Origin of the sequence: Rhodococcus sp. IEGM 27, from assembly GCF_033142305.1 — a bacterium.
GTDB classification, from domain to species: domain Bacteria; phylum Actinomycetota; class Actinomycetes; order Mycobacteriales; family Mycobacteriaceae; genus Rhodococcus_F; species Rhodococcus_F oxybenzonivorans.
On the sequence record NZ_JAWLSG010000004.1, the window covers coordinates 116056 to 133096 of the forward strand.

Below are 17041 nucleotides of genomic sequence, written 5' to 3' on the forward strand. Positions count from 1 at the left end.
TCGCTAAGTGATCCGTATCTCACCGGGAGGACGTCCCGCGAGCGGTCCGGCACACTACTCGAGACACGGAGTTCTCCTCGTGCAACCACCGGAAACCCCAAAAATTCACGGCCTCCGCGTCCCACTGACGGCCAGGAGCGGAATCGCCACGTTCAGCGTCTTCGTGGTCGGATACATGACCGCCAACCTCGTCCCGCTCATGATCATCGCGATGGTCGACGATCTCGGCGTGTCCCAGACCGTCGCCGGTGCCGTTCTGACGGGATCGTTGCTGGCATGTGCGCTGGTATGCCTCGCCACCACCCGATGGGCGGCCGGACAGTTCCGGCGGCGGCTCGGCCGGGCGGGCCTCGTCGTCATGGCCTCCGGATTCGGGGCGGCAGCCGTCGTTCCGTCCGCACCGATCGCCTGCATCGCGATCGTCGTCGGAGGCCTCGGGGCCGGCGGTGCCGTCGCCGTCGGCGGCGCGGCGATGGCGGCGTTCACCAACCCGAACCGTGTCTCCGGACTGAGCGGTCTCGTCAATCGCGTGGCCGTCACCGGTGTCCTCGCGCTGATCCCGATTCTCGGCACACGGATGACCAACGCCTTCGGCATCGTGGCCGTACTCGCACTGGCCACTGCACTCACCATGACCTGGTTGCCGACCGCCCCCGACCTCGGGGCAGGCACGACGAGAACCCGCGCCGAACTGCCCGAAGGGGTCACCCGGAAACGCGTCACGGTCGCCGGAGCATCGCTGCTCGTGCTGTTCGCCGTCTGGGCGATCGGTGAGGACTCGTTGTGGGCGGTGTCCGGCATCATGGGATTCGAGCACGCGGGGCTGACCGAACAGCAGATGGGCTTGGCCCTGTCCGCATCGACTGCAGGTGGTATCGGTATCGCACTGATCCTCACCGCTCTGGGCTCCCGTCTCGGGCGCACGGTTCCCGTGGCCGTTCTGCTGGCACTCGGCGCCGCCCTCAAACTGGGCGCGTGCCTGACCACCGAGCCCACCACCTACCTGGTGCTCATCATTACGTGGAACACCGTCTACGCGGCGGCCTTCATCTACGTGGTGGCCATCGCGGCCGCACTGGATTCGTCCGGCCGCTGGTCCGCCCCACTACTCGGGACCTACCTGGTCGGTTCCGCGTTCGCCCCGCTCTTCGGCACTCTCGTCACCGAGGCCGTCGGCTATCCGTCGTTCGGTGTCATCGTGGGCGGGATCAGTCTCATTGTGCTGCTGCCGATTACGGCGATCGCCGCTCTCTCTGCACGTACCGAAGCCACATCCCTCGCCGTAGGCCAGGATCCCACCGTGCGTTACACCACCTCGGTGATCGTCTGATGAATTCGATGGACAGGAAGAACACCATGACAGCGAAGGCCACCCACTACCGAGGCGGGCGAATCTTCACCGCGGCCGAGCCCGCGTGGGCGGAGTCGATGATCGTCGAGGACGGCCGGCTGACGTACGTCGGGGATACGGTCACCGCAGACGCGCTGACCCGCGACGCCGACATCGTCGAACTCGACGGCGCTTTCGTGCTGCCCGGGTTCATCGACGCTCACACCCACCTGCTCATGATGGGGCAGTCGTTGCAGAAGGTGGATCTCCAGAGCGCCGTCGATCTGGCCGGCATCCAGGATCGCATCGGGCGTTTCACCGCCGACAATCCGACGGCACCCCGAATTCTGGGGCGCAGCTGGCTGTTTCCGGCCGTCGGCGGCCGGACGCCCACCCGGCAGATGATCGACGCGGTCGAAGCGGACCGCCCCGTGTACCTCGATTCCAACGACGTCCATTCCGTGTGGGTGAATACCGCAGCACTCGACGAACTGGGGATCGACGACCACACGCCCGATCCCCTCGGCGGCCGGATCGAACGTGATCCGGCGACGGGCCACGCCACCGGGATGTTGTACGAAACGGCGGTGACCCAGATCGTGTGGCCCGCCCTCGCGAAGGTGGTCACCGACCACGAACGTGACGTCGCGCTCGCGGCGGCGTTCGAGCGGTACCTGGCCGACGGCGTCACCGGAGCCGTCGACATGGCACTCGGTGCGGACGAGGTGGCGGCGCTCGAGCGAGCCCTGGCAGCCGGGGGCGGCACGTTGCCGCTTCGGGTAGCCGGGCACTGGCTCATAACCCGAACCGATTCGACGGAGGAGAACGTCCGTCAGGTCCGCGAGGCCGCGACGTACGCCCAGCGTCTGCAGGGGCCGTGGCTGCGGATGGCCGGGATCAAGATCATCATCGACGGTGTCATCGACAGCTGCACCGCCACCATGAAGGAGCCGTACTCCGACGGCACCAATGCCGAACCGATCTGGGATCTCGAGTCGCTGGCACCCGTGGTCACCGCGGCTGATGCCGCGGGACTCCAGGTGGCCATGCACGCCATCGGTGACGAGGCCTCGGAGATCGGGCTCACCGCGCTGGAGAAGGCAATCGCAGCCAACGGAATCCGGCCGCGTCGACACCGCATGGAACACCTCGAGACGATCACGAAGGACAACGTGCAACGTCTGGCACGACTCGGTGTCGTCGCCTCGATGCAGCCGGTGCACGCCGACCCGGCGATCCAGGAGAACTGGCGCGCCGTTCTGGGTGACCACCGGGTCGAGCGGGCGTACCCCTGGCCCGAGATGACCTCGGCGGGCGCGGTCCTGGCGCTGGGTTCCGACGCCCCCACCGCACCGCATCCGCCGCTGCCCAACATGTACGTCGCGACGACGCGCAAGTCCGCGATCGATCCGACTCTGCCACCCAACCTGCCCGAGTACGCGCTCCCGATGGCGGACGCACTGGCGCACGCGACCCGTGACGCTGCCTATTCCTGCTGTTGGGACGACCTCACCGGGCAACTCGTCGCCGGCAAGGCGGCCGATTTCGTCGTCCTCGACGGAAACCCGTTCACCGAGGGCGCCGGCTCGTTGCTCACCTCCCGCGTGGGGCTCACCGTCGTGGCGGGCCGGATCCGCCATCGAACCACTCACCGGCCGCTCTGAAGGCTGGACAACTCGGCGCGCCCAACGCTCTTGCTTTCACCATTTCGTCAGCTGCCACCACCTTGTGAGGCAGCGCACACTGACTACCAGATGCACTACGGACCCCGGCGAACGCTTGCCGGCGGGCCGTTCGACCCCACGAGAGGAACGGTACGGATGTCGATCGACGTACTCCAGAACTACATCAATGGCGAGTTCGTCGCCTCGTCGACGACGGAGACCCTCGACTTGATCAATCCGGTGGACGAGAGTGTCGTCGGCCGTGCGCCGGTGTCCACCAAGACCGATGTGGACGCTGCCGTCGAGGCGGCGGAGCGAGCCTTCGTGTCGTGGGGCAAGACCACGCCGAGCGTGCGCCAGACGGCACTGCTGAAGCTGGCCGACGCGATCGAGGCGCACAGCGACGAACTCGTCGAGGCGGAATGCCGCAACACAGGGCAGCCCAAACAGGTCATTGCCGACGAGGAGATCAAGGTCGGGGCAGATCAGCTCCGGTTCTTCGCCGGGGCGGCCCGCATGCTCGAGGGCAAGGCCGCCGGGGAGTACATGGAGGGATTCACGTCCTACGTGCGCCGCGAACCGATCGGTGTCGTCGGACAGGTGACCCCGTGGAACTACCCGTTCATGATGGCGCTGTGGAAGATCGGCCCCGCCCTGGCCGCCGGCAACACCATCGTCCTCAAGCCCAGCGACACCACCCCGAACAGCACTCTCGTGCTCGCCCGGTTGACCAAGGGCATCCTGCCGGATGGCGTGTTCAACGTGGTGCTGGGCAACGGGGAGACCGGTGCGACCCTCGTCGAGCACCCCGCGCTCGGACTCGTGTCGATCACCGGGTCGGTGCGCGCCGGCATCGCGGTGGCCGTTTCCGCCGCCCGCCAGCTCAAGCGCGCGCACCTCGAATTGGGCGGCAAGGCGCCGGCGATCGTGTTCGGTGACGTCGACATCGAGAAGACCGCCGACGGAATCGCCGAAGCGGCGTTCTTCAACGCCGGCCAGGACTGCACAGCGGCCACCCGCGTCCTCGTCCACGAGTCGATCCACGACCAGCTCGTCGATGCACTGGTCCGTAAGGCCGAGACGTTGAAGCCGGGACTCCCGGACGACCCCGACACGTTCTACGGTCCACTCAACAACATCAACCACTTCAACACCGTCAGCGCGAAAATTGCGGATCTGCCCGCCTCCGCCAAGATCGCCACCGGCGGCAGACGTTCCGGCGAGCAGGGCTTCTTCTTCGAGCCCACCGTGATCACCGGAGTCGACCAGCGCGACGACATCGTGCAGGAAGAGACATTCGGGCCCATCCTCACCGTGCAGAGCTTCTCGGACGAGAAGGAGGCCGTGACCCTCGCCAACGACGTCCGATACGGTCTGGCGTCGAGCGTGTGGACGCACGATCACGGTGTCACGCAACGACTCTCGGCGGCACTCGATTTCGGCGCCGTATGGATCAATTGCCACATCCCGCTCGTCGCCGAAATGCCGCACGGCGGATTCAAGTACTCCGGCTACGGCAAAGACCTTTCCGGCTACGGCGTCGAGGACTACACCCGCATCAAGCACGTCATGAGCTCACACGACTGACCTCGACTCCTGTTTCCCATCTACCGTCACGACCCTGAGGACTGCACCCTGATGAACGACATCCAGTACCGGCTGCCGCAGAAGCGAGCACTGGTCACCGAGCTTCCCGGCCCGAAGTCGGCGGCCCTCACCGCTCGCCGCCGCGCCACCGTGGCCGCGGGCGTCGGCTCGAGCGTGCCCGTGTACGCCGCGGACGCGGACGGTGGCGTCATCGTGGACGTCGACGGCAATTCGCTCATCGACCTCGGCTCCGGTATCGCCGTCACCAGCGTGGGAGCCTCGGATCCCGCTGTGGCCGAGGCAGTTCGGGAGCAGGTCGGACATTTCACCCACACCTGCTTCATGGTCACCCCGTATGAGGGTTACGTGCGGGTCGCGGAGGAACTCGCCGCCCTCACCCCCGGCGATCACGAGAAGCGGACCGTCCTGTTCAACTCGGGCGCCGAAGCGGTGGAGAACGCGATCAAGGTCGCCCGCCTCGCCACCGGACGCGACGCCGTCGTCGCATTCGACCACGCCTACCACGGCCGCACCAACCTGACGATGGCCCTGACCGCCAAGTCGATGCCCTACAAGGCGCACTTCGGTCCCTTCGCTCCCGAGGTCTACCGCCTCCCGATGTCGTACCCCTACCGCGATCAGGACGGGTTGACCGGCGAGCAGGCCGCCCAGCGGGCCATCAGCCAGATGGAGAAGCAGATCGGCGCCGATTCACTCGCGGCGATCATCATCGAGCCGATCCAGGGCGAGGGCGGATTCATCGTGCCCGCCGAGGGATTCCTCCCCACTCTGGTCGCCTGGGCGCGCGCCAACGGCGTCGTCTTCATCGCCGACGAGGTGCAAACCGGGTTCTCCCGCACCGGCGCCTGGTTCGCGTGCGAGCACGAGGACGTGGTCCCCGACATCATCACCATGGCCAAAGGCATGGCCGGCGGTATGCCCCTCTCCGCGATCACGGGACGGGCCGAACTTCTCGACAAGGTCCACCCCGGCGGACTCGGCGGCACCTACGGCGGCAACCCCGTCGCCTGTGCCGCCGCGCTCGCCGCCCTCGACACCATGCAGACATTCGACCTGCCGGGCCGGGCTCGGCACATCGCCGACCTCGTCCTGCCGCGGTTGCACGCCCTCGCCGCCGAGGTCGGTGTGATCGGTGACGTGCGCGGTCGCGGCGCCATGCTCGCGATGGAATTCGTCAAGCCCGGAACCACCGAACCGGACGCGGAGTTGACCAAGGCCATCGCGGCCCAGGCTCTCGAGCACGGCGTCATCCTGCTGACGTGCGGTACCTACGGCAACGTGATCCGCCTGCTTCCCCCGTTGGTGATCGGCGACGACCTGCTCGAGGACGCGTTGACGGTCATCGAGCAGATAGTTCGTTCCCTCGTCTGACCCGTGCGCCTTTCTGGTTGCCACCGCTACCAGAACGGCGCACGGGCGCGAAGCGCCCGCACCCCGACCAGAAGGACTCCCATGACAGATTTCGAACGGCTCCGCACCACCCTGCCCACCGGCTTGTGGATCGACGGCGCCCAGACCGACCCGATCGACGGCGGCACCTTTCCGGTTTACGACCCCGCCACCGGCGCCCACCTCGCCGACGTCGCCGACGCCGGCGGCAAGGACGCACTCCGCGCCCTGGACTCCGCCGCCGCCGTCCAGGACGAGTGGGCCGCCACCGCACCCCGGCAGCGGTCGATCATCCTGCGTTCGGCGTGGGAGAAGGTGATCGAACGCACCGACGACCTCGCCCTGCTGATGACGATGGAAATGGGCAAGGCGCTGCCGGAGAGCCGCGGCGAGGTGAACTACGGCGCCGAGTTCCTGCGCTGGTTCAGCGAGGAAGCCGTCCGCATCCAGGGCCGCTACACCACCTCCCCCTCCGGCAACGGACGGATCATGGTCACCAAGGTCCCCGTCGGACCCACCCTGGCCGTCACCCCCTGGAACTTCCCCCTCGCCATGGGCACCCGCAAGATCGGTCCCGCCCTCGCCGCCGGCTGCACCATCATCGTCAAACCCGCCGAGGACACCCCGCTGACCATGCTGCTGCTCGCCGAGATCTTCGCCGACGCCGGCCTGCCCGCCGGTGTGCTCTCGGTGCTCCCCACCCTCGACGCCGCCGCCGTCACCGCACCTCTCCTCGCCGACCCGCGACTGCGGAAGGTGACGTTCACCGGCTCCACCCGCGTCGGCAAGATTCTCATCGAGCAGTCCGCCCAGCAGGTGCTGCGCACCTCGATGGAACTCGGTGGCAACGCCCCGTTCGTCGTGTTCGACGACGCCGACATCGATGCCGCAGTCGACGGTGCGATGGCCGCGAAGATGCGCAACGGCGGCGAGGCCTGCACCGCCGCGAACCGCCTGATCGTCGCCAACTCGGTACGCGAGGAATTCACCACCAAGCTCACCGAGCGGATCGCTGCACTCACCGTCGGGCCGGGCAGCGAAGACGGCACCGACGTCGGGCCCCTCGTCAACGACAAGCAACGTCGCAACGTGGCGTCCCTCGTCGACGACGCCGTCGCCGCGGGAGCCCGGGTCCGCACCGGCGGCAAGTCCGTCGACGGGCCCGGCTACTTCTTCGAGCCGACCGTCCTCGACGAGGTACCCGCCGGCGCCCGCATCATCCGGGAGGAAATCTTCGGACCCGTCGCCGCCATCACCGGTTTCGACACCGAGGCCGAAGCTGTCGCCGCCGCGAACGACACCGAATACGGACTCGCCGCGTACATCTACACGCGAGACGTCGATCGCGCGTTCCGCGTCGCCGACCAGCTCGAGAGCGGCATGGTCGGCGTCAACCGCGGGGTGATTTCCGACGTCGCAGCACCCTTCGGCGGCGTCAAACAATCCGGGCTCGGCAGCGAAGGCGGCACCGAGGGCATCGAGGAATACCTCGAGACCAAATACATCGGCTTCGCGTAAACACCCCGCCTCGAGCCAGATCGGAACCGTCAATGAAGCGATTGGTCGTTGGATATCTCGCCACCCCCAGCGGGGAGGACGGTCTGGCCCTCGGGGTGCAGCTCGCCCGCAGTCTCGGTGCCCAGCTCGACATCTGCATGGTGCTCCCGCCGGACCGTACGGTCCCGGCGCGAGTCCCGGCCGAGACCGGATACGACGACATCCTCGCCTCCCGTGCCCAGCGCTGGCTGGAGGAGGCGAAGTCGTCGGTGCCGAGCGACATCGACGTGGACGTCCACCTCAGCTTCCACGAGTCATTCGCGCAGGGTCTCCTCGACGAGGTGACCCGGCTCGGCGCACAGGCCATCGTCGTCGGTGCCGCCGGCGACGGACTCCTCGGGCGGCACTCCGTCGGTTCGGTGTCGACGGAGCTGCTGCACTCGGCACACGTTCCGCTGGCCCTGGCTCCGCGCGGTGCCCGGCATTCCACGGCCAAGCAGATCCGGGAGATCACCTGCGCACTCGGTACCCGCGCCGGCGCCGACGTGCTGCTGCGAACCGCGGTGAGAACCAGTGAACTCATGCAGGCACCCCTACGCCTGGTGTCGCTGGTGGCACTGGACCCGCGGAACGACCTCCGCGACCACCGCGACACACCCGAGGACATCCGCGAACGCGCCGTCGCCCACGCACAGAGCACTCTCGACACGGCACGTTCCGCTCTGCCCGAGGAGTTTCCGATCTCCGTGCTGATAGCCGACGGCTCCACCGTGGAATCGGCGGTCCGCACACTCGACTGGCAGGACGGCGACCTCGTCATGGTCGGCTCCAGCCGCCTCGCCCAACCTCATCGACTGTTCCTGGGGTCCACCGCCGCCAAGATGCTCCGTGTCCTGCCGGTACCCATGGTCGTCGTACCGAAGCAGGAGTTCCCGCACAGTGAGTAGACCTTCCACCACACCCGCCCCGGATCCACGCTTGTTCCCCACCGGAGGTTCGACCATGACGAACAACGAAGTCGCACAGGGGCCCACCGCGGGCGGGGTGAGCGCCAAGGGCCTGGCCACCGGCACTGTGGGGACATTCTCCGGTGCGATTCTCGGTATCTCCTCCGTCGCACCGGGTTACACCCTCACGGCGAGCATCGGACTGATCGTCGCCGCGGTCGGACTGAAGATGCCCGCCATCTTCATCGCCGGATTCATTCCCATGTTCCTCACCGCCTACGCATACCGTGAGCTGAACTCCGAATCACCGGACTGCGGTGCGTCTTTCACCTGGTCGACCAAGGCGTTCGGTCCGTACGTCGGATGGATGTGCGGCTGGGGAATGGTTATTGCCACCATCATCGTGCTGTCGAATCTGGCGGCGATCGCCGTCCAGTTCTTCTACCTTTTCATCGCCCGACTGTTCGACAGTCCGGGCATCGCCGATCTACCCGGCAACAAAGTGGTCAACGTCGGCACCACACTCGTCTTCATCGGCGTCGCAACGTGGATCGCGAGTCGCGGCATCACCACCAGTGAGCGCCTGCAGGTCGCACTCGTCGGCTTCCAGATGGTGCTCCTCATCGCCTTCGCCGTGGTCGCCCTCGTCCACGTCGGGGCAGGCGACTCGCCCGCGAACCTGTCGTTCGACCTCAGCTGGTTCGATCCCTTCTCCGGACTTGCCATCGGCGCCTTCGTCATCGGTGTCACCGGTTCGATCTTCGCCTTCTGGGGATGGGACACCTGCCTGACCCTCGGCGAGGAATCGAAGAACCCCAAGAAGACTCCCGGTCGCGCGGGACTGCTGTGCGTCGCGACGATCCTGCTGACCTACCTGCTGGTGTCGGTCGCGGCGATGATGTATGCGGGAGTCGGCGAAGAGGGCCTCGGCCTCGGTAACCCGGAGAACTCGGAGAACGTGTTCGGTGCTCTCGCAGATCCCGTTCTCGGCAACTGGGGTGGCATGCTGCTGTTCCTCGCCGTGTTCGTCTCCTCGATCGCGAGCCTGCAGACCACCTTCCTCCCGGCAGCGCGCACGATGCTCGCCATGGGCGCGTACGGTGCGTTTCCGAAGAAGCTCGCCGAGGTGTCTCCCCGGTTCCTGGTGCCGTCCTACGCCACCGTCGTCGCCGGTGTGGTGACGGCCGTGTTCTACACGGTGGTCACCTTCCTGTCCGAGAGCGCCCTGCTCGACACCATTGCCGCGCTGGGAATCATGATTTGCTGGTACTACGGCATCACCGCGTTCGCCTGCGTGTGGTACTTCCGGGGACGGCTGTTCACCAGTGTCCGCAACGCTGTCTTCCGCTTTGTGTTCCCGCTGCTCGGCGGACTCATGCTGCTCGCGGTCTTCGTCATCTCGGTCGACGAGAGCATGAACCCCGAGAACGGGAGTGGCGCACAGATAGGCGGTATCGGACTCGTGTTCTACCTCGGGTTCGGCATTCTTCTGCTCGGTGCCCTCCTGATGGTGATCATGCGTTTCCGCAAACCTGCGTTCTTCCAGGGCCGAACCCTCACCCGCGAGACATCGGCGCTGCGGGACGAGAGCGATCTTGCTCCGGAGCCTGCGCCACCAAGCCTGCGATAAGGGTGCGCAGTCCGAACTCGAATGCTGCGTCGGCCCGTCCGGGGTTCGGTCCGGACGTGGCCAACGCTGCCCGCATCGGCTCGTTCGCCTCCGGGGCGGTCGCCCAGACCACCTCGGGGGCAGCGAGGTCGAGCGCGGAGCCCAGAACGAAGCTGTCGACCGTCGTGATGGCGTGGAGAACGTCCTCCGGTGAGAATCCGCCGTCCGAAAAGGCTTGCGCCAGCGCGTTGTACATTCCGAACGCCACACCGGATTGCACCGTGTGCGCGGTGAACAGAGGAATCAGCCGAGGATGCTCGGCGTAGTTGCGCCGATACTCGCGCGCCAGGGAGGCCACCGTCTCGCTCCACTGGCCGTCAGGGTCCGCCACCACGATGCCCGCCATCACGCTGGCGCGCATCAATTCGATGATCTCCGCCCTCCCCGACACGTGGTTGTACAGCGAGGAGGGCCGCACCTTCAGCCGCTCGGCGAGACCCGGCATCGTGAAGTCACCGGTGAGGTCCACCAGGCGAATGGCCGCTTCCGTGATGATCTCCGGTGACAGCAGCCGCTGTGATGGCCGTGGCATGAGTGCGCCCCTCTGGTCGATGTTTCGCTGCCGATGGCGGGGTCGAGCGAGAAAAAGTCGAATTCGACACGTCCCACCCCTTGATCGTCGAGCACTCACCCACCATACTTAACGAATCCAATTCGTTTTAGGCAGTCGCCGAACCGGACATCCGAGGACCACAATGTTGACGATCACCGCACCGACCCCTCCCGCGCCCCTTTCGAGGACGCCTATCACGGGGGCGCGGACGACCGAACGCCCCCTGCTCCGCGTCGGGCTGGTGCAGCACCGGTGGCACGAGGACGAGCAGGACCTCCGCGCCGAACTCGACGAAGGAATCGCCGCGGCGGCTCGACTCGGAGCTCAGGTCGTCTTCCTGCCCGAGCTGACGCTGAGCCGCTATCCCGCATTCGTGGAAGGCGGTGACAACCCCGGCCGCCAGGCGGAAGACCTCCTCACCGGCCCCACATTCACCTTCGCGGCCAAGGCGGCGGCCGAACACGGTATCCCCGTCCACGCCTCGCTCTACGAGCGCGACGACCGCGAGAGCGGTGACCACTACGACGACGGCCTCGGGTTCAACACGGCCATCCTCGTGTCCCCGTCCGGCCGGCTGCTGGCACGCACCCGCAAGCTGCACATTCCGGTGACCGCCGGCTACTACGAGGACACCTACTTCCGCGGCGGACCGGCCACCGATCCATACCCCGTGCACACTGCCCTCGACGGTGTGAAACTCGGCATGCCGACCTGCTGGGACGAGTGGTTCCCCGAGGTTGCTCGCGCGTATTCGCTCGGTGGCGCCGAAGTTCTGGTGTACCCCACCGCCATCGGCTCCGAACCCGACTTCCCCCAGTTCGATACCCAGCCGCTGTGGCAACAGGTGATCGTCGGGAACGGGATCGCCAACGGCACGTTCATGGTGGTGCCCAACCGCCACGGCAACGAAGGCCTCATCACCTTCTACGGGTCGTCGTTCATCTCCGACCCCTACGGCCGCATTCTCGTTCAGGCACCGCGTGACGAATCAGCCGTCCTGGTCGCCGATCTCGACCTTCAGCAGCGAGAAGACTGGCTCGCACTGTTCCCGTTTCTCACGACGAGGCGACCCGACACCTACGGTGCCCTCACCGAGCCCGTCGATCACGCCTCCCCCTTCGGGAAATCCTGATGGGCTGGCGCATGCCCGCGGAGGGCGAACCTCACGAGCGCACCTGGATGGCCTTTCCCAGCGAGGGATACTCGCTCGGGGACACTCCCGCAGCCCACCACGAGGCCCGCAGCACCTGGGCCGCGGTGGCACACGCGATCGCCCGGTTCGAACCCGTCACCGTCGTGGTCGACCCGGACGAGATGGCCGTCGCGAGGGAATACCTCTCCCCTCACATCGACGTCGTCGAGGCCCCGCTGAACGACGCCTGGATGCGCGACATCGGTCCCACGTTCGTGGTGTCCGAGGACGGCAGGCTCGGAGGCGTCGACTGGGTGTTCAACGGGTGGGGCGGCCAGGACTGGGCGCGGTGGGACCGCGATTCCAAGATCGGCAAGATGGTGGTCGAGCGGTCCGGCGCCGAACTCGTCGAGTCGACGCTCGTCAACGAGGGCGGCGGAATACACGTGGACGGCCTCGGCACCGTGTTGGTCACCGAGACGGTGCAACTCGATCCCGGCCGCAATCCGGGACTGTCCAAGGCCGATGTCGAGGCCGAACTCGCGCGCACCCTCGGCGCCACTAACGTCATCTGGTTGCCCCGCGGACTCACCCGCGACTCTGACACGTTCGGCACGCGCGGACACGTCGACATCGTGGCCGCCATCCCGTCTCCGGGCGTCATCCTGGTACACGATCAGCGCGACCCGGAACACCCCGACTTCGAGGTCAGCAGGACCGTCATCGACCTGCTGAAGCAGACCACGGACGCCCGCGGCCAATCCTGGCAGATCATTCCGGTGCCGGCGCCGACGGTGCTCCGCGACGACGAGGGATTCGTCGACTACAGCTACATCAACCATCTCGTCGTCAACGGCGGAGTGATCGCCTGCAGTTTCGACGATCCCGCAGACGAGGAGGCCGTCGCGCTCCTGTCGGCCGCCTACCCCGGACGTGACGTGGTGACCGTCGATGCACGACCCCTCTTCGCCCGCGGCGGCGGAATCCACTGCATCACGCAGCACCAGCCCGTGGTGCGCTGACGCCACCCGTGAGTACTTGTTAACCGCGGGCGGTTAACAAGTACTCACGGGTGGCGGAGCCGCCGGGTTAGGCGAGCTCGAACCGGTCGAGGTTCATCACCTTGTCCCAGGCGGACACGAAGTCCCGCACGAACTTCTGCTTCGCGTCATCGGAGGCATACACCTCCGCGAGAGCGCGCAGTTCGGAGTTCGACCCGAACACGAGGTCGACGCGGGTTCCGGTCCACTTCACCTCCCCGGTGACGCGGTCGCGGCCCTCGTAGATCTCCGAGTCCGTGGACCTCGGCGCCCATGTCGTGCCGAGGTCGATCAGGTTCGCGAAGAAATCGTTGGTCAGCGTCCCCGGCTTCGACGTGAAGACGCCCGCTTCCGACCTGGTGTTGTAGTTCGCGCCGAGCACGCGCAGGCCCCCGACGAGAACCGTCATCTCGGGAGGAGTCAACGTCAGCAAGTTGGCCTTGTCGACCAACAGGAATTCCGCCGGCAGACGGTTGCCCTCGCCGAGGTAGTTGCGGAAACCATCCGCAGTCGGCTCGAGCGCAGCGAACGACTCCACATCGGTCTGTTCCTGTGTGGCATCGGTGCGGCCGGGAGTGAACGGCACCTCGACATCGTGTCCGGCATCCTTCGCGGCCCGCTCGACGGCGGCAACGCCACCGAGCACGACGAGGTCGGCAAAGGAGACCCGCTTGTTCCCGTTCTGGGAGGTATTGAAGGACTCCTGAATTCCCTCCAGGGTCTTCACCACCTGGGCGAGCTCGGCTGGGTTGTTGACCTCCCAGCTCGCCTGCGGCTCGAGACGGATACGGCCGCCGTTGGCGCCGCCGCGCTTGTCGCTGCCCCGGAACGAGGAGGCCGACGCCCACGCGGTCGAGACCAACTCTGCAACAGTCAGTCCGGACCCGAGGATCTGACTCTTCAGCGACGCGATGTCGTCGGCATCGACGAGCTCGTGAGTGACCGCGGGGATGGGGTCCTGCCACAGCAGGGTCTCCTCCGGCACGAGCGGGCCGAGGTAACGGACGATCGGGCCCATATCGCGGTGGGTCAGCTTGTACCACGCCTTGGCGAAGTCGTCGGCGAGCTGATCCGGGTTCTCCAGCCAGTTGCGGGTGATCTTCTCGTAAGCCGGGTCGATTCGCAGGGCCAGGTCCGTCGTCAGCATCACCGGCACATGAGTCTTCGACGCATCGTGCGCATCGGGCACGGTGCCCGCACCGGCGCCGTCCTTCGGGATCCACTGCCACGCACCGGCGGGACTCGTGGACAGCTCCCACTCGTACCCGTACAGGGTTTCGAGGAAGCTGTTGTCCCACGTCCGCGGGGTCGGCGTCCAGGCACCCTCGAGACCACTGGTGATGGTGTCGCCACCCTTACCCGTGCCGAAGGCGCTCTTCCAGCCCAGACCCTGTTCCTCGAGCGGAGCAGCCTCGGGCTCGGGACCGACCAGATCGGCCGGTCCGGCGCCGTGGGTCTTGCCGAAGGTGTGTCCGCCGACGATCAGTGCAGCGGTTTCGACATCGTTCATCGCCATCCGCGCGAACGTCTCGCGGATGTCCCGTGATGCTGCGACGGGATCCGGGTTGCCGTTCGGGCCTTCGGGATTGACGTAGATCAGTCCCATCTGGACCGCACCGAGCGGCTTTTCGAGGTTCCGGTCACCGGTATAACGCTCGTCGCCGAGCCAGGTGAGTTCCGGGCCCCAGTAGACGTCTTCCTCGGGCTCCCACTGATCAACCCGGCCCGCGCCGAAGCCGAAAGTCTCGAAGCCCATCGACTCGAGGGCACAGTTGCCGGCGAAGACGATCAGGTCGGCCCACGAGATGGTCTTGCCGTACTTCTTTTTCACCGGCCACAGCAGGTGCCGTGCCTTGTCGAGGTTGGCGTTGTCGGGCCAGCTGTTCAGCGGCGCGAAGCGCTGCATTCCGGCGCCGGCACCACCGCGGCCGTCGGTCACGCGGTAGGTGCCCGCGGCGTGCCACGCCATCCGGACGAACAGCGGGCCGTAGTGGCCGTAGTCGGCGGGCCACCAGTCCTGCGAGGTCGTCATAACCTCCTCGATGTCCCGTTTCAGGGCCTCGAAGTCCAGGTTCTCGAGTTCCCGGGTGTAGTCGAAGTCCTCGTCCATGGGATTACGCACGGCGGGGTTCTTCTGCAGGATCTTCAGGTTGAGCTGGTTCGGCCACCAGTCACGGTTACCGCCGCCCCGAGTCGGATGCTCGAGCCGACCGTGCGCGACAGGGCAGCCGCCGCTCTCCGCAGGTTCCGTTTGGGCCTCGGCGATGGGCGGGTGCTCTTCTGCGAGAGTCCGGGTGGTGTCAGACACGGCTTTCCTTCCAAAAGGGGATAATTCGGGCTGTTGATGAGATGAGCGCTACGAGGTGAGCGATGTCGAGCAGTTGGCGCACAGGCCCCAGAAGATGACCTCCGCCTCGTCGACATGGAATCCGTTGTCGTGGACAGTGGGCAGGCACGGCGACTCACCGACAGCGCAATCGACGTCCGCGATGGCTGCGCAGGACCGGCAGACCACGTGATGGTGGTTGTCACCGACCCGCGTCTCGTAGCGAGCCACCAAACCCGCCGGCTGGATTTTGCGCACCAAACCGGCAGCAGTCGTCGTGTGCAAAATGCCGTACACCGCCTGCTGAGACACACCGGGAAGCACTGCCCGCACTTCTCCGAGGATCGTCTCCGTATCGGCGTGTGGATTTTTTTGCACTGCCTCCAGCACTGCCACTCGAGGACGCGTCACACGCAGCTCGGCCGCACGCAATTGCTCTGCGTACACTATGACCTACCAATCTGGAACGAGTCAAGACTTTTGCGAAAATATCTGGCACTTCATGCAACTCGGATGCCAGGCAGGACAACGACATGGTGCCGCATCCGTTCGAATCACGAAGAACGTTCAGCTGCATCGAATTTGGCATAGCGCGGCGTCGCGAACCAGCAACTGCGGGCCGCGGTACCCGAAGGTGCAGTATCGCAACCGCGTGCCCGCTCCACGGATCTCTCGATCCGTGGAGCGGTCAGCGTTGCGCGGCAATCAGTGGGCGATCTTTTCCTTCAGCCAGTCATGGAACTCGCCGATGTGGTGCTCGCTGGGCACGAGCACACCACCGTCGCGGTAGCGGCGCGAGGCCATCGCGGGCTGGCACCGCTCGCACGCGTCGAAGTCCTGCTGATTGACCCGGTGGAACAGTTCCACGGAGCGGTCGAGATCCTTTCCGCTCGCGACGACGTCGGGCAGGTACAGCCAGTCGCATTCGACGATGGTGTGGTCGGCCGCCAGTGGGAACATCCGGTGGACGATGACGTGATCGGGGACGAGATTGACGAACACCGTCGGTCGCACGGTGATCGCGTAGTAGCGCCGGTCCTGCTCCGGGGCGATACCGGGGATGACGTCGTGACCGGCCGAGCCGTCGACGGTGAACCCTTCGACATCCTCACCGAACTCGGCACCGTGCCCGACGTAGTACTGCGCCGCATAGCCGTCGGCAAATTCCGGCAGAACCTCGGTCAATTCCGGGTGGATCGTCGCGCAGTGGTAGCACTCCATGAAGTTCTCGATGATGAGCTTCCAATTGGCCTTCACGTCGTAGACGATGCGACGGCCGAGATCCAAGTCAGCGATCTGGTATCGATCGATCGATTCCACGTCGCCGAGTCGGTCGCGAATGTCCTGAATGACCGTCCGATCGAAGGACTCGGGCTCGTCGGCGAGATTGAGCCAGACGTAGCCGAGCCATTCCTGCACTGCCACCTTCTTCAGTCCGTACTCGACACGGTCGATGTCGGGCATCTTGGTCAGGTTGGGCGCCGCGATAAGCTTGCCTTCGAGGTCGTACGTCCATGCGTGGTACGGGCACTGGAAAGACCTCTTGACCTCTCCGCTCTCTTCCATGCACAGCCGGGCGCCACGGTGGGCGCAGATGTTGAGGAAGGCACGGATCTCGCCGGTCCTGGATCGTGTCACGATGACGCTTTCACGACCGACCTGAACGGTCTTGAAAGCCCCGGGCTTGTCGAGATCACCCGACCGTACAGCGCAGAACCACATCTGCTCGAAGACCTTCTCTTGTTCGAGCGTGAAGATGTCGCTGTCGGTGTAATACGTTCCCGGGAGCGTGGAGATGAGACTCTCGGGCAGGTGCGTGGTTGTCACTGTGGGGTCTCCCTTAGTGGTTGATCTCGTGGATCTGCGGGCTGGAAGAAGGTCTACAA

Annotated in this window: 13 protein-coding genes; 9 read left to right on the plus strand and 4 right to left on the minus strand. The window is 66.1% G+C overall.

Features of this window, described 5'->3' with window-relative positions:
* Window positions 1-79 precede the first annotated feature (79 nt).
* The 7 genes from R4P95_RS15455 (at window position 80) to R4P95_RS15485 (ending at window position 10065) form a co-directional block, all read left to right on the plus strand.
* Window positions 80-1330: an MFS transporter gene (locus R4P95_RS15455; RefSeq protein WP_317746041.1), complete on the plus strand. Its 1251-nt coding sequence runs from the start codon at window positions 80-82 to the stop codon at window positions 1328-1330.
* Between the two features lie 26 nt (window positions 1331-1356).
* On the plus strand, window positions 1357-2994 hold the full coding sequence (locus tag R4P95_RS15460; protein WP_317746040.1) for an amidohydrolase: 1638 nt from the start codon (window positions 1357-1359) through the stop codon (window positions 2992-2994).
* A gap of 156 nt (window positions 2995-3150) precedes the next feature.
* Complete coding sequence (locus R4P95_RS15465) at window positions 3151-4581, plus strand: gamma-aminobutyraldehyde dehydrogenase (protein WP_317746039.1); 1431 nt, start codon at window positions 3151-3153, stop codon at window positions 4579-4581.
* A 51-nt stretch (window positions 4582-4632) separates the two neighbouring features.
* Window positions 4633-5973, plus strand: coding sequence for a 4-aminobutyrate--2-oxoglutarate transaminase (gene gabT, locus R4P95_RS15470; RefSeq protein WP_213576832.1), 1341 nt, complete (start codon window positions 4633-4635; stop codon window positions 5971-5973).
* Window positions 5974-6054: 81 nt separating this feature from the next.
* Window positions 6055-7509 (plus strand): NAD-dependent succinate-semialdehyde dehydrogenase, encoded by a 1455-nt coding sequence (locus tag R4P95_RS15475; RefSeq protein WP_317746038.1) that lies wholly within the window; start codon window positions 6055-6057, stop codon window positions 7507-7509.
* 32 nt (window positions 7510-7541) lie between these two features.
* Window positions 7542-8435: a universal stress protein gene (locus R4P95_RS15480; RefSeq protein ID WP_317746037.1), complete on the plus strand. Its 894-nt coding sequence runs from the start codon at window positions 7542-7544 to the stop codon at window positions 8433-8435.
* A 55-nt stretch (window positions 8436-8490) separates the two neighbouring features.
* A complete protein-coding gene (locus tag R4P95_RS15485; protein ID WP_317746036.1) occupies window positions 8491-10065 on the plus strand; it encodes an APC family permease in 1575 nt (524 codons plus the stop codon).
* Here R4P95_RS15485 and R4P95_RS15490 read toward each other — a convergent pair.
* Window positions 9992-10636, minus strand: coding sequence for a TetR/AcrR family transcriptional regulator C-terminal domain-containing protein (locus R4P95_RS15490; RefSeq protein ID WP_213576829.1), 645 nt, complete (start codon window positions 10634-10636; stop codon window positions 9992-9994). The genes R4P95_RS15485 and R4P95_RS15490 overlap by 74 nt on opposite strands.
* A gap of 163 nt (window positions 10637-10799) precedes the next feature.
* On the opposite strand from R4P95_RS15490, the gene R4P95_RS15495 reads away from it, so the two are divergent.
* The gene (locus tag R4P95_RS15495; protein ID WP_317746035.1) at window positions 10800-11789 is read left to right on the plus strand and encodes a nitrilase-related carbon-nitrogen hydrolase; all 990 of its coding nucleotides are present in this window, start codon (window positions 10800-10802) and stop codon (window positions 11787-11789) included.
* On the plus strand, window positions 11789-12811 hold the full coding sequence (locus R4P95_RS15500; RefSeq protein WP_213576827.1) for an agmatine/peptidylarginine deiminase: 1023 nt from the start codon (window positions 11789-11791) through the stop codon (window positions 12809-12811). Before R4P95_RS15495 ends, R4P95_RS15500 begins: the two co-directional genes overlap by 1 nt.
* Before the next feature lie 67 nt (window positions 12812-12878).
* Here the strand turns inward: R4P95_RS15500 and katG are convergent, their stop codons facing one another.
* From katG to R4P95_RS15515, 3 genes are all read right to left on the minus strand, one after another.
* Window positions 12879-15137, minus strand: coding sequence for a catalase/peroxidase HPI (gene katG, locus R4P95_RS15505; protein ID WP_317746034.1), 2259 nt, complete (start codon window positions 15135-15137; stop codon window positions 12879-12881).
* Between the two features lie 48 nt (window positions 15138-15185).
* A complete protein-coding gene (locus tag R4P95_RS15510; RefSeq protein ID WP_317746115.1) occupies window positions 15186-15605 on the minus strand; it encodes a Fur family transcriptional regulator in 420 nt (139 codons plus the stop codon).
* Window positions 15606-15860: 255 nt separating this feature from the next.
* Entirely contained in the window at window positions 15861-16982 is a 1122-nt protein-coding gene (locus R4P95_RS15515) for an aromatic ring-hydroxylating oxygenase subunit alpha (protein ID WP_213576825.1), read from the minus strand.
* Window positions 16983-17041: the final 59 nt, after the last annotated feature.

Bases quoted from the DNA above. Each gene is read 5' to 3' on its own strand.
- R4P95_RS15460 (WP_317746040.1), top strand. From the start codon at position 1,357: ATGACAGCGAAGGCCACCCACTACCGAGGCGGGCGAATCTTCACCGCG.
- R4P95_RS15465 (WP_317746039.1), top strand. From the start codon at position 3,151: ATGTCGATCGACGTACTCCAGAACTACATCAATGGCGAGTTCGTCGCC.
- gabT (WP_213576832.1), top strand. From the start codon at position 4,633: ATGAACGACATCCAGTACCGGCTGCCGCAGAAGCGAGCACTGGTCACC.
- R4P95_RS15475 (WP_317746038.1), top strand. From the start codon at position 6,055: ATGACAGATTTCGAACGGCTCCGCACCACCCTGCCCACCGGCTTGTGG.
- R4P95_RS15480 (WP_317746037.1), top strand. From the start codon at position 7,542: ATGAAGCGATTGGTCGTTGGATATCTCGCCACCCCCAGCGGGGAGGAC.
- R4P95_RS15485 (WP_317746036.1), top strand. From the start codon at position 8,491: ATGACGAACAACGAAGTCGCACAGGGGCCCACCGCGGGCGGGGTGAGC.
- R4P95_RS15490 (WP_213576829.1), bottom strand. From the start codon at position 10,636: ATGCCACGGCCATCACAGCGGCTGCTGTCACCGGAGATCATCACGGAA.
- R4P95_RS15495 (WP_317746035.1), top strand. From the start codon at position 10,800: ATGTTGACGATCACCGCACCGACCCCTCCCGCGCCCCTTTCGAGGACG.
- R4P95_RS15500 (WP_213576827.1), top strand. From the start codon at position 11,789: ATGGGCTGGCGCATGCCCGCGGAGGGCGAACCTCACGAGCGCACCTGG.